18 protein-coding genes are annotated in these 15923 nt (G+C 70.7%); 12 read left to right on the plus strand and 6 right to left on the minus strand.

The window, feature by feature from the left end; translation table 11 throughout:
* The first annotated feature begins 44 nt into the window (after nucleotides 1-44).
* A complete protein-coding gene (locus tag LXN57_RS14540) occupies nucleotides 45-482 on the plus strand; it encodes a CBS domain-containing protein (protein WP_221374897.1) in 438 nt (145 codons plus the stop codon).
* A 161-nt stretch (nucleotides 483-643) separates the two neighbouring features.
* On the opposite strand, the gene LXN57_RS14545 is transcribed toward LXN57_RS14540, so the two are convergent.
* The gene (locus tag LXN57_RS14545) at nucleotides 644-1237 is read right to left on the minus strand and encodes a TetR/AcrR family transcriptional regulator (RefSeq protein WP_251798645.1); all 594 of its coding nucleotides are present in this window, start codon (nucleotides 1235-1237) and stop codon (nucleotides 644-646) included.
* Nucleotides 1238-1383: 146 nt separating this feature from the next.
* Here LXN57_RS14545 and LXN57_RS14550 point away from each other — a divergent pair, with 146 nt between their 5' ends.
* Complete coding sequence (locus LXN57_RS14550) at nucleotides 1384-1671, plus strand: DUF1905 domain-containing protein (RefSeq protein ID WP_251798647.1); 288 nt, start codon at nucleotides 1384-1386, stop codon at nucleotides 1669-1671.
* 33 nt (nucleotides 1672-1704) lie between these two features.
* Here LXN57_RS14550 and LXN57_RS14555 read toward each other — a convergent pair whose 3' ends face one another.
* Nucleotides 1705-2277, minus strand: coding sequence for a mycothiol transferase (locus tag LXN57_RS14555; protein WP_251798649.1), 573 nt, complete (start codon nucleotides 2275-2277; stop codon nucleotides 1705-1707).
* Nucleotides 2278-2370: 93 nt separating this feature from the next.
* On the opposite strand from LXN57_RS14555, the gene LXN57_RS14560 reads away from it, so the two are divergent.
* Complete coding sequence (locus LXN57_RS14560; RefSeq protein WP_251798651.1) at nucleotides 2371-3204, plus strand: alpha/beta fold hydrolase; 834 nt, start codon at nucleotides 2371-2373, stop codon at nucleotides 3202-3204.
* Here LXN57_RS14560 and LXN57_RS14565 read toward each other — a convergent pair.
* From LXN57_RS14565 to LXN57_RS14580, 4 genes are read right to left on the minus strand one after another with little or no spacing between them, the layout of a single operon-like run.
* Nucleotides 3201-4070 carry an SDR family NAD(P)-dependent oxidoreductase gene (locus LXN57_RS14565; RefSeq protein WP_251798657.1) on the minus strand — a complete coding sequence of 290 codons (870 nt, stop codon included), beginning with the start codon at nucleotides 4068-4070 and terminating at the stop codon, nucleotides 3201-3203. The genes LXN57_RS14560 and LXN57_RS14565 overlap by 4 nt on opposite strands.
* The gene (locus tag LXN57_RS14570; RefSeq protein WP_251798659.1) at nucleotides 4067-5506 is read right to left on the minus strand and encodes a flavin-containing monooxygenase; all 1440 of its coding nucleotides are present in this window, start codon (nucleotides 5504-5506) and stop codon (nucleotides 4067-4069) included. Before LXN57_RS14570 ends, LXN57_RS14565 begins: the two co-directional genes overlap by 4 nt.
* Complete coding sequence (locus LXN57_RS14575) at nucleotides 5496-6182, minus strand: TetR/AcrR family transcriptional regulator (protein ID WP_251798660.1); 687 nt, start codon at nucleotides 6180-6182, stop codon at nucleotides 5496-5498. The genes LXN57_RS14570 and LXN57_RS14575 overlap by 11 nt, the downstream gene beginning before the upstream one ends.
* Nucleotides 6183-6213: 31 nt before the next feature.
* Complete coding sequence (locus LXN57_RS14580) at nucleotides 6214-6717, minus strand: GyrI-like domain-containing protein (protein ID WP_251798662.1); 504 nt, start codon at nucleotides 6715-6717, stop codon at nucleotides 6214-6216.
* Between the two features lie 219 nt (nucleotides 6718-6936).
* On the opposite strand from LXN57_RS14580, the gene LXN57_RS14585 reads away from it, so the two are divergent.
* From LXN57_RS14585 to LXN57_RS14625, 9 genes are all read left to right on the plus strand, one after another.
* Nucleotides 6937-7122 carry a hypothetical protein gene (locus LXN57_RS14585; protein WP_251798664.1) on the plus strand — a complete coding sequence of 62 codons (186 nt, stop codon included), beginning with the start codon at nucleotides 6937-6939 and terminating at the stop codon, nucleotides 7120-7122.
* Nucleotides 7123-7126: 4 nt separating this feature from the next.
* Nucleotides 7127-7324, plus strand: a complete 198-nt coding sequence (locus tag LXN57_RS14590) for a hypothetical protein (RefSeq protein ID WP_251798665.1) — start codon at nucleotides 7127-7129, stop codon at nucleotides 7322-7324.
* A 93-nt stretch (nucleotides 7325-7417) separates the two neighbouring features.
* Nucleotides 7418-8524, plus strand: a complete 1107-nt coding sequence (locus tag LXN57_RS14595) for a uroporphyrinogen-III synthase (RefSeq protein ID WP_251798667.1) — start codon at nucleotides 7418-7420, stop codon at nucleotides 8522-8524.
* Nucleotides 8525-8621: 97 nt separating this feature from the next.
* Complete coding sequence (locus tag LXN57_RS14600; RefSeq protein ID WP_251798668.1) at nucleotides 8622-9272, plus strand: sirohydrochlorin chelatase; 651 nt, start codon at nucleotides 8622-8624, stop codon at nucleotides 9270-9272.
* Nucleotides 9273-9340: 68 nt separating this feature from the next.
* Complete coding sequence (locus LXN57_RS14605; protein WP_285904623.1) at nucleotides 9341-11398, plus strand: molybdopterin oxidoreductase family protein; 2058 nt, start codon at nucleotides 9341-9343, stop codon at nucleotides 11396-11398.
* 16 nt (nucleotides 11399-11414) lie between these two features.
* Nucleotides 11415-11762: a molybdopterin oxidoreductase gene (locus LXN57_RS14610; RefSeq protein WP_251798669.1), complete on the plus strand. Its 348-nt coding sequence runs from the start codon at nucleotides 11415-11417 to the stop codon at nucleotides 11760-11762.
* Entirely contained in the window at nucleotides 11762-14218 is a 2457-nt protein-coding gene (gene nirB / locus LXN57_RS14615; protein WP_251798670.1) for a nitrite reductase large subunit NirB, read from the plus strand. The genes LXN57_RS14610 and nirB overlap by 1 nt, the downstream gene beginning before the upstream one ends.
* Nucleotides 14215-14517 (plus strand): Rieske (2Fe-2S) protein, encoded by a 303-nt coding sequence (locus tag LXN57_RS14620; RefSeq protein WP_251798672.1) that lies wholly within the window; start codon nucleotides 14215-14217, stop codon nucleotides 14515-14517. The genes nirB and LXN57_RS14620 overlap by 4 nt, the downstream gene beginning before the upstream one ends.
* On the plus strand, nucleotides 14514-15830 hold the full coding sequence (locus LXN57_RS14625; RefSeq protein ID WP_251798674.1) for a nitrate/nitrite transporter: 1317 nt from the start codon (nucleotides 14514-14516) through the stop codon (nucleotides 15828-15830). Before LXN57_RS14620 ends, LXN57_RS14625 begins: the two co-directional genes overlap by 4 nt.
* Nucleotides 15831-15923 lie beyond the last annotated feature (93 nt).

Here is a 15923-nt window from a genome sequence, read left to right on the forward strand (position 1 = left end):
CGCGGAGGTTTCCAGGCCGAAACGCGGGACGGAAGAGGGCGACCATGCGGATCAGCGACATTCTCCGGGTCAAGGGCGAACGAGTGGTGACGGTGTCACCCGAGGCGGACGTGACGGAGTTGCTCACCGTCCTGGCCGAGCACAAGATCGGCGCGGTCATCGTGAGCCGGGACGGCGACCGGGTCGACGGCATCGTCAGCGAGCGCGACATCGTACGGGCTCTGGCCGCCCGCGGCGCGGCCGTGCTGACCGAGCCGGTGGCCACCATCCAGACCACCGACGTGCGCTCGGTGACCCGCGACGCGGCGCTCGACGAGGTCGAACGGCTGATGACCGAGCGGCGTTTCCGCCACGTGCCGGTGATCGAGGACGGCGCGCTGCGCGGCGTGGTCAGCATCGGCGATGTGGTGAAGTTCCGCATCGACGAGCTCGAGCACGAGCGCAGCAGTCTCGCCGACTACATCACCGGGGAACGGGCCTGACGCCCTCCGCGCAGGCGTCGAGCAGGTCGTCGGCCGCGCATGGCGTAGCACTCGGCGACGGCGCCCGGCAGGTCGCGGCGCGCGCCGTGGCGGGCCAGGGTGGTCGTTCGTGGCTGCTCGCCGAGAGCGTGTTCCGGCTCAGGGTCGCGCGTGCCGCGGGATCAGGAAAGCCGCCACGGCTTCAGGCAATGCTGGACCAGGGCGAGCTGGCGTTGCGGGTCGTCCTGGCCGGCGTCGAGAACGGCGTGCACCTGCTGACCGATGGCGATCGAGAGCAGGACGTCGGCCAGGCAGTCTACGGGCACATCCCGTACGAGCTCGCCGTCCTCGACCGCCTCGGTGAGGTGCCGGCGCACCCGGCCGCCCCACATGGACAGGGCGTCGGACTTCCCGGTCGCGATCTGCCGGTCGACCGCCAGCCGCCCCCAGAAGCCCATCACCACCTTCGCCTCGTCCCGGGTGTGCTTGGCCAGCGGCAGAATCTCGCACAACGTGGCCTCGAGCGCGTTCAGCCCCCGCCGGCCGGCGGCCGCCGCGGCGATGCGCGCGTCGGCGCCCTTCAGCACCTGCCGGCAGGCCGCCGCCACCACCGCGTCCAAGCTGTCGAAGTAGTGCCAGAGCGCACCCGCTCCCACCCCCAGCTCGGCCGCGATGGCCCGGCTGCTGGCCGCCGCCGGACCGTCACGCCCGACCACCGAGAGGAAGGCGTCGACGATCTCCCCGCGTCGCTGGTCGTGGTCCACAATCTTGGGCAACCGCTTCCCCATTCCTCGTAGCACCACGTCCCCGCCGGACCGCAGCGTCGCGCCGGGTACCCCACCAGGGCGTTTCTACACGACCGATTTCCAGCGCCACCTGTGTCGCCGGAGGGTCGATCGATGGCCGCCACTAGGGTTCGGCCATGGATCTGCGGTTCACGGGCGAGATCTGGTTCTGGCGGGGCCCGGCTCCCTGGCACTTCGTCACGGTGCCCGACGAGGAGTGCGCGGCCATCGAGTCGGCGTCGTCGTTGGTCAGTTACGGCTGGGGGATGGTCCCGGTGACCGCCCGCATCGGCGCCACCGACTGGACGACCTCGCTGTGGCCCAAGGACGGCCGCTACATCGTCCCCATCAAGACGGCCGTCCGCCGCGGCGAGAAGCTCGAGATCGGCGACACGGTGACCGTCCACCTCACCGTGGACGCCTGACCGGGAAGCGGCGGGAGCGGGCCGGGCGCCGGTTCAGCCGTGGAACACGTAGTGGCCCGAGACGGGACGCCAGCCGGCGGGCGGGTCCTCGCCGGTGCGGCCGTCGACCGACTCGCGCAGCAGGTCGGCGTGGCCGGTGTGGCGGCCGTACTCCTCGACCAGGTCGACGACGATGCGGCGGAGGCTGAAGCGGGATCCGTCGGGCAGTGGTGCGCGCGCGAGCTGGTCGAGGCCGCCGTCGGCCAGGGCGGCGTCGAGCCGGGCCCGGCACCGGGCGACCGCGTCGTCGTACCGGCCGTACAGGGAACCGGGTTCGTCGTTGACGGCCGACGTGAACTCCGAGTCCTCGTCGTCCGGGTCGAGGTCGTCCCAGCCGGTCAGCGGCTCGCCGAAGAACCTCGTGGCGATCTTGTAGTCCTCGACCAGGGCCAGGTGTTTGAGCAGTCCGCCGAGGGTCAGCGTGGAGGGGCCGAGCCGGGCGCTCAGGCCGGCTCCGTCGAGGCCGTCGGCCTTCCAGCGGAATGTCGTCCGCATCCGGTCGAGCGCGCCCAGCAGATGCTCTGTCTCGGAGCCGGCCAGCGGCGGCTCCCACGGAATGTCGGTCATGGCGCCACCATAGGGGCCATTCCGGACGGTCGGCTTCCGGAACTCGGCGACTCCCGGCGGTCCGGGCGTGCGCGCGGGCGCTAGGGTCGCCGCGTGACTCAGTCCGAACGGCGCGACATCGCCGGACTCACCTGCGCCGACTGGAATGCCGGCGCGGACGGCCCCACGGTGCTGGCCCTGCACGGGCTGACCAACACCTCCGAGGTGTGGCGGGCGCTGGCCGAGGCGTTGCCCGGCACCCGCGTGATCGCCCCCGACCTGCCCGGCCGCGGCGGTTCGGTGACCACCAAGGCGGCGCCGGGCCTGGCGGGGCACGCCGCCGAGGTCGTGCGGGTCGCCGGCGAATGCGCCCTCGACGACGTGGTGCTGGTGGGCCACTCGATGGGCGGTTATCTGGCGCCCCTGGTCGCGGCGAAGCTGGGCGACCGCGTACGCAAGCTGGTGCTGCTCGACGGCGGCGTGCTGCCCGAGCCACGGTGGACCCTCCGGCGTCCCGTGGTCCGCGCCCAGTGGAAGCTGATCGTGCGCCCGCTGGGCCGAGCCTTCCCCGACGCCGGCGCGTTCGTCGACCAGGTCGAGGGCCGGGCGATCGCCCGCCGCCCCGACCTGCGGCCCCACCTGCTGCGGTGGGCGGCCCACCTGATGGACGGCGCCGGACGCCCCCGGGTCGACCAGGCCCGCCTGATCGACGACGCCGTGGACACCCTGACCGGCGCCCCCACGCTGCCGCTGCTGGCCGCCCTCGACGTTCCCGTCCACGTGATCCTGGCCGAGCACGACGGCGACGACTCCACCCGCCCGTTCATCACCGACCGCGGCCTCGAAGCCGGCCGCACCCAGCTGCCGCGCCTGACCGCCGAACGCATCCCGGCCAACCACGTGACGATGCTTTTCGACGAGGCCGCACCCCGGGCCGTGCACAACTAGTCGGCAACGGGGTTCGGCGAAGCCGTGCTGGGGCGGCTGCGGCTGTTCACCGCCGCGGTGACCAGGGCTATGAGCTTCGTGTGGCCGACCGGTGCGAGGCGGGCCAGCAGGTCGGGCAGCTTGGCGCTGGAGGCGATCAGCAGGCGGGCCCGGCGGCGGGTCACGGCGTCGAGGATCTGGGCGGCCGCCTTCTCGGCCGGAAACGTCAGCAGGGCGTCGAACGACCGCAACTGCGGGGCGATCTGGTCGGCGGGCACCTTGCTGCCCATGCGGGCGCTGGTCGCGATGCTGGTCCGGATGCCGCCGGGGTGCACGGTCGTGACGCCCACGCCGTTCTCGGCCAGTTCGGCCCGCAGCACCTGGCTCAGCCCGCGCAGGGCGAACTTGCTCGCCGAGTACGCGCTCTGCCCGTACAGCGCGATGAGCCCGAACAGGCTGGACACGTTGACGAGGTGGCCACCCGGCGTGGCCGTGAGCGCGGGCAGCAGCGCGTGGGTCAACAGCATCGGGGCGCGGAAGTTCACGTTCATGACGGTCTCGAACTCGTCCACCGTCATCTGGTCGAAGCGGCCGCCGAGCGCGATGCCGGCGTTGTTGATCAGCAGGCCGAGGGTGGGATGGGCGGACAGCACCCGATCGGCGACGGCGGTGACCTCGGCCCGGTCGCTCAGATCGGCCTGGACGGTCTCGACCTGCAGGGCGGGGTGCGCCTCCCGGATGCGGGCGGCGACGGCGTCGAGCGGTGCGACGTCGATGAGCACGAGATGACTGCCGCGCTGGGCCAGGCCGTACGCCAATTGCTCGCCGATGCCGCTGGCGGCGCCGGTCAGGACGGCGGTGCGCCCGGCGAACCGGTACGGGGTCATGAAGCTACCTCCTGGAAGGTCATGTCGCGGGTGACGTCGGCCCGCGGAGTGGTGACCACGTCCCGCAGGTAGTTCTGCCGCACGATCCACGGTGCCCGGTCGCCCTGCCGCGGGAAGAGGTCGAGCGCGCGTTGCACGTACCCCGAGGAGAGGTCGAGGAGCGGACGGCCGGTGCCCCCGGGGGCTGTCGGGGTGGCCACGGCGAGCCCGTGCTTCCGCATGTGCCGCAGCAGCCGCATGACGTACCGGTGGGACAGATCGGCCCGCAGCGTCCACGACGCGTTCACGTACCCGATGCAGTAGGCCAGATTCGGCACCCCGCTGAGCATGAGACCCCGGTAAGCGGCCCGCTCGCCGATCGTGACAGGCGAACCGTCGATCGAGACCTCGACGCCGCCCAGCGGCAGCAGCCTCAGCCCGGTGGCCGAGACGACGATGTCAGCCTCGAGCACCCGTCCCGACCGCAGCCGGATCCCGGACGGCACGAACGAATCGATGTGATCGGTGACCACGGACGCCCGGCCGGCGCGGATCTCCTCCCACAGGTCGCCGCCCGGAATCACGCACAGCCGCTGGTCCCACGGGTCGTACGCCGGCTTGAAGTGCTCGTCCACATAGGCCTCGTCGCCCAGCCCGCGCACCGCCATCGTGCGCAGCGCCTTGCGCACGCGCTCCGGGCGCCGCCGGGCGAGCTGATAGAAGGCCTGGGTGAGCAGGATGTTCTTGGCCCGGACGAGCGCGTTGGCCGGCTTGGCCGGCAGCACCCGGCGCAGCCCGTCGGCGATCACGTCACGGCGGGGGAGCGAGGTCAGGTACGTGGGGGAGCGCTGCAACATCGTCACGTGCGCCGCCGTCGGCGACATCGCGGGCACCAGCGTCACCGCGGTCGCGCCGCTGCCGATCACGACGACGCGCTTGCCCCGGTAGTCGAGGTCGCCGGGCCACGACTGCGGGTGCACCAGCCGTCCGCCGTACGACGCGAGGCCGGCGAATTCGGGCTGATACCCGGCCTCGTACGAGTAGTAGCCCGTGCAGGCGTACAGGAAATCGCACGTCAGAGTGGAACCGTCGGCCAGCCGCACGCTCCAGCGCGAGTCCGGCGACGACCAGTCGGCCGCGACCACCTTGGCCCCGAACCGGATGTGGCGGGTGATTCCGGCGTCCTGCGCGGTTTCCCGGATGTACGCCCGGATCTTGTCACCGGAGGCCAGCGACTGCGTGTCGGTCCACGGCCGGAAGGGGTAGCTGAGCGTGAACATGTCCGAGTCGGAGCGGATGCCGGGGTAGCGGAACAGATCCCAGGTGCCCCCGATGGCGTCGCGAGCCTCCAGAACCGCGTACGACGTGGTGGGGAAGGCCTCTTGCAGTCGCCAGGCGGCGCCGATGCCGGACAGGCCGGCGCCGATGATCAGCACGTCGACGTGGTCACCGTCCACTGCTGGTCTCCTCCCGATAGGCCGCCAGCCCGCCCGGTACGTCGGCCGCGTGCCGTATCCCGGATACCCCGCTCCACAGGAAAGTTGTCAGATAGTCGGCCAGCGCCTCGCGGCTGATCGGCTGCTGCTGCCGCAACCACCAGTCGCCGACCGACTGCACATACCCCACCACCCCGTACGCCCAGGGCAGCGCGGCGCCCGAGTCGAGCCCCCGGGCCCGCAGCCGGTCGCCGAAGATGCGCGCCAGCCCGCTGGCCACCGTGTCGACGACGTCGGCGACCACGTCGTGCTGGCGCGCGATCCCCGGCTGGTGCACGACGAACTGGTAGAGGCTGGTGTCGGCGGCGATGTGGGCCAGGTAGGCGTCGACCGCCGCACCGACGGCCTCGCGTTCCTCACGGACGGCGGCGACGGCCGGCACGATCGCCTCGAGCACCAGGGCCCCGGAGCGCTGACCGACCGCCAGCCACAGCTCCGACTTGTCGGCGAAGTAGCGGTAGAGGACGGGCTTGCTGACCCCGGCGTGGGCGGCGATGGCCTCCATGCCGACCTCGGGGCCGAGCTGCCGGATCGCATCGATGGCGGCCTCGGTGAGCTCGGCCCGGCGCTGCTCACGATGGCCGGCCCAGCGCCCGCGCCGGCCGTCGGTGTTCGCCGCTGCCTGTCCCGGCTTCATGTACAAGAAGTAACTGTTACCCCGGGTAACGTCAAGCCTTGGGAGGTTGTGCCAAGCGGACGGCGAGCTCGATCTGCCAGCGGGTCTTCATGCGTTCGGTGCGCGGATCCGTCAGGTAGGCCTCGTAGCGGCACCCGAACCGGTCGCCGGAGGGGTCTTCGCGGACGTCCAGGGCGAGGCTCTGGGCGCGGACCCATTCGAGGAGGGTCTTGTTGGCCTGGCGGCCGTGGTTGACGTATTTCAGGAATGCGTAATCGCCGGCCGGAAGAATGCCCGCGGTAACACGGTCGTCGCCTTTTACCGGGTCGTCCAGAATCACCGCCACCTCGACGTCCATGTCGGCTTCCATGGCCACGACATGCAGGCGGAAGAGCGTCGGGCCGTACGTCAGATCGCGGGCGTCGAGCCAGGTGTAGAGCTCGTCCATCAGCCTGTCGCGGACGGCGAACATGCCCCGGAACGGGGTGACCACACGGATCCCGGCGGTGTGTCGCTCGGGCTTGGCCGCCACGCCGGGGCCGTCGAGGATCTCCACCGGCGCAGCGTATCTTTCCGACGCCATTGTGACGCTCGGAAATTGCTCGGTGACCTTCGGTAATGATTCCGAACTGATTCTGTCTGATCGCACTCTTGACCTCGGACTTTAGGGTTTCGGGCGGGCCGGATCGGGGGGTGGAAAAGGTCGGACCATCATGTGAGATTGGTTTGCGGTGTCTGCGCTCGAACGCGCGGCTGAGCGTTCGAGGAGGATCGGTTGGACAGCGCTGACTTTGCCCTGCGGGCCTATGCCGAGGGGCGTGCCGACGGTGTGGCCAGGCGCCACGACCGCGAGCGCGGGGATGACGCGGACTATCGCGTGGGGCTGGCCGACGGCGAGCTCGAGGCGTTCGAGGCCGATCTGATCGCGGCCATCCGCAAGGCGATGGACGGCAAGCGCTGACATCATGGATGACGAGATCTTCGCGTACGTCACCGGGCGGTCCGACGGCATCGCCGGGCACCGGGACCCGGTGCGTGCGAGCCATGCGGCCACCGGGGCGGACTACCGGATGGGATTCCTGGACGGGCGGATCGAAGTGTTTCACCTGCTCGCCGCCGTGCGCCGGATCCAGGACGAGTCGGACGGGGACTTCCTTCGTTGATCACCGCAGGGACCGGGTCGATGTGAGGTCGGCTTATTGCGGCCGAAACACGACGACGACCTCGCGGTAATGAGGCGTGGGAACCCTGACGGGATGACCGAGGGTGCACTGACCGGCTTCACCGTGGCCGTGACCGCGGAGAGGCGGCGCGACGAGATGGCGGCGCTGCTCGCGCGGCGGGGCGCCCGGGTTGTCACCGCCTCGGCCATCAGCATCGTGCCGCTGGCCGACGACGACGCGCTGCACGCGGCCACCGCGGCCTGCATCGGGCTCGAGCCCGACCTGGTCGTCGCGACGACCGGCTTCGGTTTTCGCGGCTGGCTCGAGGCGGCCGAGGGCTGGGGGATGGCCGAGCGGCTGCGCGAGGTGCTGGGCCGGGCCCGGATCATCGCGCGGGGGCCGAAGCCGTGCGGGGCGATCCGGGCGGCCGGGCTCACCGAGGACTGGGCGGCCAAGACCGAGTCGACCGACGAGATCCTGGAACGGCTGCTCGCCGACGGCGTCGCCGGGAAACGGATCGTGGTGCAGGAGCACGGCGAGCCGCAGACCGAGTTCGTGGCCGCTCTGCGCGGGGCGGGCGCGGCGGTCGTCGAGGTGCCGGTGTATCGCTGGGTGCTTCCGTCCGACCTGGGTCCCGTACGCCGTCTCGTCGACCAGATCGCGGCCGGGCAGATCGACGCCGTGACGTTCACGAGCGCCCCCGCGGTCAAAGCGTTCCTGCGGGTGGCGGGGGAGTCGCAACCCGCCGTGCTGGAGGAGTTCCGCACCGGCGCCACAGTGGCCGCCTGCGTCGGGCCGGTCACGGCCGGGCCCCTCACCGACCGGGGCATCCCGATCGTGATGCCCGAGCGCTACCGCCTGGGCGCCCTCATCAAGACGCTGACGGACGAGTTGCCGCGGCGCTCGGTGAAGCTGAACGTGGCCGGTTCGACGCTGGAGATGCGTGGCCACGCCGTCCTCATCGACGGGGCGCCGCACACGCTCGCCCCGGCCGCGATGGCCATCCTGTCATCGTTGGCGGCGCGCCCCGGCGTGGTCGTCTCGAAGGAGCAGCTGATCGCCGCCCTGCCTCGCGGCAACGACGGCCACGCGGTCGACGTCGCCGTGGCCCGCCTGCGGACAGCGCTCGGCTCCGGCCGCCACATCGAGACAGTCATCAAACGCGGCTACCGCCTCCGCCTCGACGAGCCGGCCGCCTGACCTTCGAACGCCGGGCACCCGGACCGGCCGGTCGGGCCGAGTGCCGCCCCCGAACGGCCGCAACGTCGCGGCGGAGCCCCGATCGGAAGGACTTCGCATGCCCGCTCTCATCGCCGTCGCGCACGGCACCCGCAGCCCCGCCGGCCAGGCCCAGATCCGCGACCTCGTCGCCCGGGTCGCAGCCCGCCGCCCCGGTCTCGACGTCCGCCTCAGCTACGTGGACGTCCAGGAACCCAAGGTCGCCGAATTCACCCGCGTGCTGCCCGACGCGGTGGTCGTGCCGCTGCTGCTGTCGGCGGGCTATCACGTACGGGTCGACATAGCCGAAGCCGTGGCCGGCACCCGGATACCGGTGACCAAACCGCTCGGCCCGGACGACGTGCTGCTCGCCGGCATGCTCCGCCGTCTGCCCGCCGCCGACGCCGTGGTGCTGGCCGCCGCCGGCTCCTCCGACCCCGCCTGGCGCGCCGACGTCGAGCAGCTGGCGACCAGGGTCGGCGCGCGCGCCGGATACGTCTCGGGGCCGGGGGCACGCGTACCCGACGTGGTCGCCGACCTCCGTCGGCAGGGCGCACGTCGGATCGCCATCGCGGCGTACTTCCTGGCCGACGGGCTCTTCTACCGCAGCCTGAACAAGGCCGGCGCCGACTCGGTCACCCCGCCGCTGTGTCTCGACCCCGAGGTGACCGATCTCGTGCTGCGCCGCTACGAGTCCGCGCTTCTCACATCGGCGAACACCCGCTTGTAGGGTTTTCCGTACGGCGTCGCAACGACGGTGGTCCCGGCGGTAAACAAACGACGCCGAGTATTCGGGGTGTGACGGCGACCGATACGCACTGCCCCTACTGCGCACTGCAGTGCGGCATGACGCTGACCCCCGGGATCCCGCGGGTCAAGCTCGAGCCGCGCGAATTCCCGGTCAACAAGGGTGGCCTGTGCGCCAAGGGGTTCACCGCGGCCGACCTGCTGGATCATCGGGATCGGCTGCTGACGCCGCTGGTCCGCAAGGAAGCGGGGAATCGCACCAGTCCGCTCCGCGAGGCCACGTGGGACGAGGCCCTCGATGCCATCACGACCGCGATCACGACGGCGCAGCAGAAGCACGGGCGGGACAGCGTCGGGGCGTTCGGCGGGGGCGGCCTGACGAACGAGAAGGCTTACGCGCTCGGCAAATTCGTCCGGGTCGTGCTGCGGAGCTCGTCGATCGACTACAACGGCCGTTTCTGCATGTCGAGCGCGGCCACCGCGGCCAACCGGTCGCTCGGCATCGACCGCGGGCTGCCGTTCCCGATCGAGGATCTGGCGCAGGCGAAGACGATCCTGCTCGTCGGGGCCAACCCGGCCGACGCGATGCCGCCGAGCATGCAATATCTCGATGCCGGCCGCGAGCACGGCGCGCGCCACATCGTCGTCGACCCGCGCCGCACCAACACGGCTGCCGGCGCGCATCTGCACCTGCAACCACTGCCCGGCACCGACCTCGCTCTGGCCAACGGGATGCTGCACATAGCGATCCGTGAGGGTTACGTCGACGAGGACTTCATCCAGGCCCGCACCACCGGGTTCGACGCCGTCCGGGCGTCGACCAACTCGTACTGGCCCGAACGCGTCGAGCGCATGACCGGCGTACCGGAGAAGCATTTGCGGGAGACCGTGCGCCTGCTGGCCACGCAGGGACCGGCGATGATCCTGACCGCGCGCGGCGCCGAACAGCACAGCAACGGCACCGACACCGCCCAGGCGTACCTCAATCTGGCCCTGGCCCTCGGTCTGGTGGGCCGGCCCTTTTCCGGTTACGGGACCATCACCGGCCAGGGCAACGGGCAGGGCGGGCGCGAGCACGGCCAGAAAGCCGACCAGCTCCCGGGATACCGGAAACTGGACGATCCTGCGGCCCGCCGGCATGTCGCCGCGGTGTGGGGCATCGACCCCGACGACCTGCCTGGACCCGGCCGGTCGGCGTACGAGATGCTCACCGACGACAGCCTCCGGGTGCTGCTGGTGCTGGCCAGCAACATCGTGGTCAGCGCCCCGAACAGCAACCTCGTGCGGAGCAAGCTCGCAGCGCTCGACTTCCTCGTCGTCTCCGACATCTTCCGGTCCGAGACCGCGGAGCTGGCCGACGTCGTCCTCCCGACCGCCCAGTGGGCCGAGGAGGAGGGCACGATGACCAACCTCGAGGGCCGCGTGATCCGCCGCAAGCGCGCGCTGAACCCGCCGCCCGACGTGAAGACCGACCTGGAGACGCTGGCCGAGCTGGCGCGGCGACTGGGCCGCGAGGAGAGCAGCGACCCGCGCACGGTCTTCGACGAGCTGCGCCGGGCCAGCGCCGGCGGCATCGCCGACTACGCCGGCATCACCTACGAGCGCATCGAGGCCGAGGACGGTGTCTTCTGGCCGTGCCCGGCCGAGGACCACCCGGGCACGCCCCGCTTGTTCGCGGACGGCTTTCCGACGCCGGACGGCCGCGCCCGATTCATCCGGGTGGAGCATCGCGACCCGGCGGAAACGCCCGACAGGACATACCCGTACGTGCTCACGACCGGCCGCAACATGCAGCACTACCAGAGCGGCACACAGACCCGGCGGGTGAAGGCGCTCAACGTGGCGCTGCCCGAGCCCCGCGCCGAGATCCACCCCGACCTGGCCCGCCGCCACGGCATCGCCGACGGCGACCTGGTCGAACTGCGCAGCCGCCGCGGCGCCGCGGTGCTGCGGGCCCGGCTGTCCGACGGTATCCGCCCGGACACCGTCTTCGCCCCCTTCCACTGGCCGGGGGCGAACGCGCTCACCAACCCGGCCCTCGACCCGCACTCGCGGATGCCCGCCTTCAAGGCGTGCGCGGTCGCCATCACCCGTCTGCAACCTCAGTGAGAGGAACCGATCAGCGGTGCACTCCACCCCACGATTCCTGCAAGGCGTCTATTCGTTCGAGGGCAAGGGTCTCGACCGGCCCGCCCCGATCGACCCCGCGCTGTCCTATGTGGTGCCGAGCGGCATCACCGCGCAAGCCGTCTATTTCCGGGGCGGCAACGCAGCCGCCGAACTCGTCAGCGTCGTGCTGATGCGGGACGGCAGCCCGATGCGTTACTTCCCGATCGGGGCCAAGGGCGACGTCCACGTGCCGCTGCGCGTGGTCGAGGACCTGGTCGCCGGAACCGCGATGGAGCTGTGGCTGGCCGCGCCGGCCGGTGTCTCCGGCACCGTGGTCGTCGACCTCGGGCTGGTGGAGATCTGATGCGCACACGTCTCGTGGTCATCGGCAACGGCATGGCCGGCGCCCGCACCGTCGAGGAGATCCTGGCCCGCGGCGGCGACTTCGACATCACGATGTTCGGCGACGAGCCGTACGGCAACTACAACCGCATCATGCTGTCCAACGTCCTCGCGGGCGTCGAGGACGAGTCCGGCATCTTCCTGAACGACCTTTCCTGGTACGCCGACAACGGCATCACCCTGCACACGGGCACCCGCATCGAGCGCATCGACCGTTTCGCCAAGCGGGTCTACGCCGAGGACGGCACCGAGACCCCGTACGACAAGCTCATCATCGCCACCGGCAGCCGGGCCTTCGTGCCGCCGATCCCCGGCATCCACCGGCCCGGCCGCGGTTACCACCAAGGGGTTTTCGCGTTCCGCACGCTCGACGACACCCGGTCGATGATCCGGTACGCCAAGGAGCACCAGCGCGCCGTGGTCATCGGTGGCGGCCTGCTGGGCCTGGAAGCCGCCCGCGGCCTGCAGAGCCACCTGCCGCACGTGACCCTGGTGCACGCCGCCGGCCACCTCATGAACGCCCAGCTGAACGAGGTCGCCGGCGAGACGCTCAAGTCCTCGATCGAATCGCGGCTGGGCATCGAGGTCGTCGTCAACGGTCAGACCACTGAGATCCTCGGCAAGCACGCGGTGACCGGCGTGAAACTGGGCGACGGCCGGGTCATCCCGTGCGACGTCGTGGTGGTGGCGGCCGGCATCCGGGCCAACGCCGAGATGGCCGCGGCCAGTGGCCTGCCCGTCGAACGCGGCATCGTCGTCGACGACCAGATGCGCTGCCAGGACGAGGACGACATCTACGCGGTGGGCGAGTGTGCCCAGCACCGCGGCGAGGTCTACGGCCTCGTGGCGCCGCTGTGGGACCAGGCGAAGGTGCTCGCCGACCACCTCACCGGCGTCAACCCGTTCGCCGAGTACCACGGCTCGCAGGTGGCCACCAAGCTCAAGGTGGCCGGCGTCGACGTGGCGGCCATGGGCCTCAAGGAGCCGGAGCGCGACGACGACGAGTCGCTCACGTTCACCGAGCCGCGCAAGGGCATCTACAAGAACGTCATCATCCGCGACGGACGCCTCGTGGGCGCCACCATGGTCGGCGACGTCAAGAAGGTCGCCTTCCTCATGCAGGCCTTCGACCGTGGGCTGGCGCTGCCCGAGGAACGGGCCGAGCTGATGTTCGACCTGGGCGGCCCGGCGGGCGAGGTCAAGGTCGAGGAGATGGCCGACGACGAGCAGGTCTGCAACTGCAACGGCGTCAGCAAGGGCGCGATCTGCTCGACCGTGCAGTCCGGCTGCAAGACGGTCACCGGTGTCATGGACAAGACGCGCGCCGGCAAGGGTTGCGGCACCTGCAAGCCACTCGTGCAACGGATCGTCGAGTGGGCCGCCGGCGGCGAGGTCGAGGAGGACCCGGCCGCCTCGTACTACGTGCCGGGCATCCCGATGCCCAAGCCGGAGCTGATGAACGCGATCCGCGTGCACTCGCTCAAGTCCGTGTCGGCCGTCTTCGCCACGCTCGGCGGCGAGGAGGACGCGAAAAGCAAGATGGGCCTGGCCTCGCTGCTCAAGATGACGTGGGGCGGCGAGTACGTCGACGAGCGCGACGCCCGGTTCATCAACGACCGGGTGCACGCCAACATTCAGCGCGACGGCACGTTCTCGGTGGTGCCGCAGATGAAGGGCGGCGTCACCACACCGGCCCAGCTGCGGCGCATCGCCGAGGTGGCCGAGAAGCACGAGGTGCCGATGGTCAAGCTCACCGGCGGGCAGCGGATCGACCTTCTCGGCGTGCCGAAGGAGAAGTTGCCCCAGGTGTGGGCCGATCTGGATATGCCATCCGGTTACGCGTACGGCAAGAGTTTCCGGACCGTGAAAACGTGCGTGGGCTCCGACTTCTGCCGGTTCGGCGTGGGGGACTCGACCGCCCTCGGCATCGCGTTGGAGGAGCGGTACCAGGGCATCGAGGGGCCGGGCAAGATGAAGCTCGCGGTCACCGGCTGCCCGCGGAACTGCGCCGAGGCGTACGTGAAGGACCTCGGGGTCGTCGCCATCGACGGCGGGAAGTGGGAGATCTACGTGGGCGGCGCGGCCGGCGCCCACATCCGCAAGGGGGATCTGCTCACGACGGTCGGCACGGCCGAGGAAGTCATCACCCTGACCGGGCGGTTCCTGCAGTACTACCGCGAGAACGCGAACTGGCTGGAGCGGACGTACGCGTTCGTGCCGCGCATCGGCATCGAGCGTGTCCGCGACATTGTGGTCGACGACGCCGACGGGATCGCCGCGGAGCTGGACGCGGCGATGGCCGCGTCGGTCGCCGCCTATCGCGACCCGTGGAAGGACCGTGACGATCCGGCGACACCGGGCCAGTTCCGCACGTCGCTGCCCCTGACAGTGCTGCCTCAGGTTCCGGTGCGCGCATGAGGGCCATCGGGTTCGTCGACGAGATCCCGCTCGGCGAAGGACGCACGTTCGCCGTCGACGGGGAAATGGTCGCCGTCTTCCGGCTGCGCGACGGTTCGGTCCGTGCCACTCAGGCCGTCTGCCCGCACAAGGGCGGCCCACTGGCCGACGGGCAGATCGACCTCAAACAGGTGCTGTGCCCGCTGCACCTGAACGCCTGGGACCTGACGACCGGCTGCTCCCTGAGCGGCCAGCCCGATCTCGCGGTCTACGACGTGCACATCGACAACGACAAGATCCTGCTGGGGGAGCTCTCATGACTGCCACTTTGCCCGCGCCGTCTTTGAAGGGTCAGTGGATCGACGACTGGCGTCCCGAGGACCGCGAGTTCTGGGACACCACCGGCGCCCCGATCGCCCGGCGCAACCTCATCTTCTCGATCACGTCGGAGCACATCGGCTTCTCGGTCTGGTCACTGTGGTCGGTGCTCGTGCTGTTCCTCGGGCCCGAGTACGGGATCGACCCGGCCGGCAAGTTCCTGCTGACCGCCGTGCCGACGCTGGTCGGGGCGGCGCTGCGGATCCCGTACAGCTTCGCCGTGGCCCGTTTCGGCGGCCGCAACTGGACGGTGTTCAGCGCCGCCCTGCTCCTCATCCCGTCGCTGCTCGCGGCGTTCCTCATCCGCCCCGGCGTCGACTTCTCGACGCTGCTGATCATCGCGGCCGTGGCCGGCGTCGGCGGCGGCAACTTCGCCTCGTCGATGACGAACATCAACGCGTACTACCCGGACCGGCTCAAGGGATGGGCGCTCGGCATCAACGCGGGCGGTGGCAACCTGGGCGTCGCGGCCGTGCAGCTGGTAGGCCTCTTCGTGCTGGCCGTCTTCGGCGCCGGCCATCCCGGGCTGGTGGCCGGCATCTACATCCCGCTGATCGTGCTGGCCGCGCTGGGCTCGGCCCTCTACATGGACAACCTCGCGCAGGCCCGCAACGAGAAGCGCGGCATGCGCGACGCCGTCCGCGAGCCGCACACCTGGGTGATGTCGCTGCTCTACATCGGTACGTTCGGCTCGTTCATCGGCTTCGGGTTCGCCTTCGGCCAGGTGTTGCAGGTGCAGTTCGCCGACGTGTTCAGCACCCCGGTCAAGGCCGCCTACCTGACGTTCCTGGGTCCGCTGCTCGGCTCGCTGATCCGTCCCGTCGGCGGCGCCCTGGCCGACCGCCTGGGCGGGGCGAAGGTCACGTTCTACAACTTCATCGCCATGGCCGTCGGCGCCTCGATCGTGTTGCTCGCAGCCCAGATGCGCTCGCTGCCGCTCTACATCGTCGGCTTCATCGCCCTGTTCGTCTTCAGCGGCGTGGGCAACGGCTCGACGTACAAGATGATCCCGGCCATCTTCAAGCGCAAGCACCCGCACGACGACCACGAGGCCCGCCGCCTCTCCGGCGCGGTCATCGGCATCGCCGGCGCGATCGGCGCCTTCGGGGGAGTGCTGGTCAACCTGGCCTTCCGCCAGTCGTTCCTGACCACCAAGGAGGCGGACGCGGCGTACCTGGGGTTCATCGCCTTCTACGCCCTCTGCGTCCTGGTCACCTGGGTCGTCTACCTGCGCCCGGCCACCGCCCGCGTCTGAGGCCTTCCCGTCAACGGATCGACGCATCGGTCAGCGCCGTCGAGTTCGACCTGGAAGGGGCGTGCGGTTCCGTGGCGGACACGCCTGGGCCCA

Origin of the sequence: Paractinoplanes hotanensis (assembly GCF_023717965.1) — a bacterium.
GTDB lineage: Bacteria > Actinomycetota > Actinomycetes > Mycobacteriales > Micromonosporaceae > Actinoplanes > Actinoplanes polyasparticus.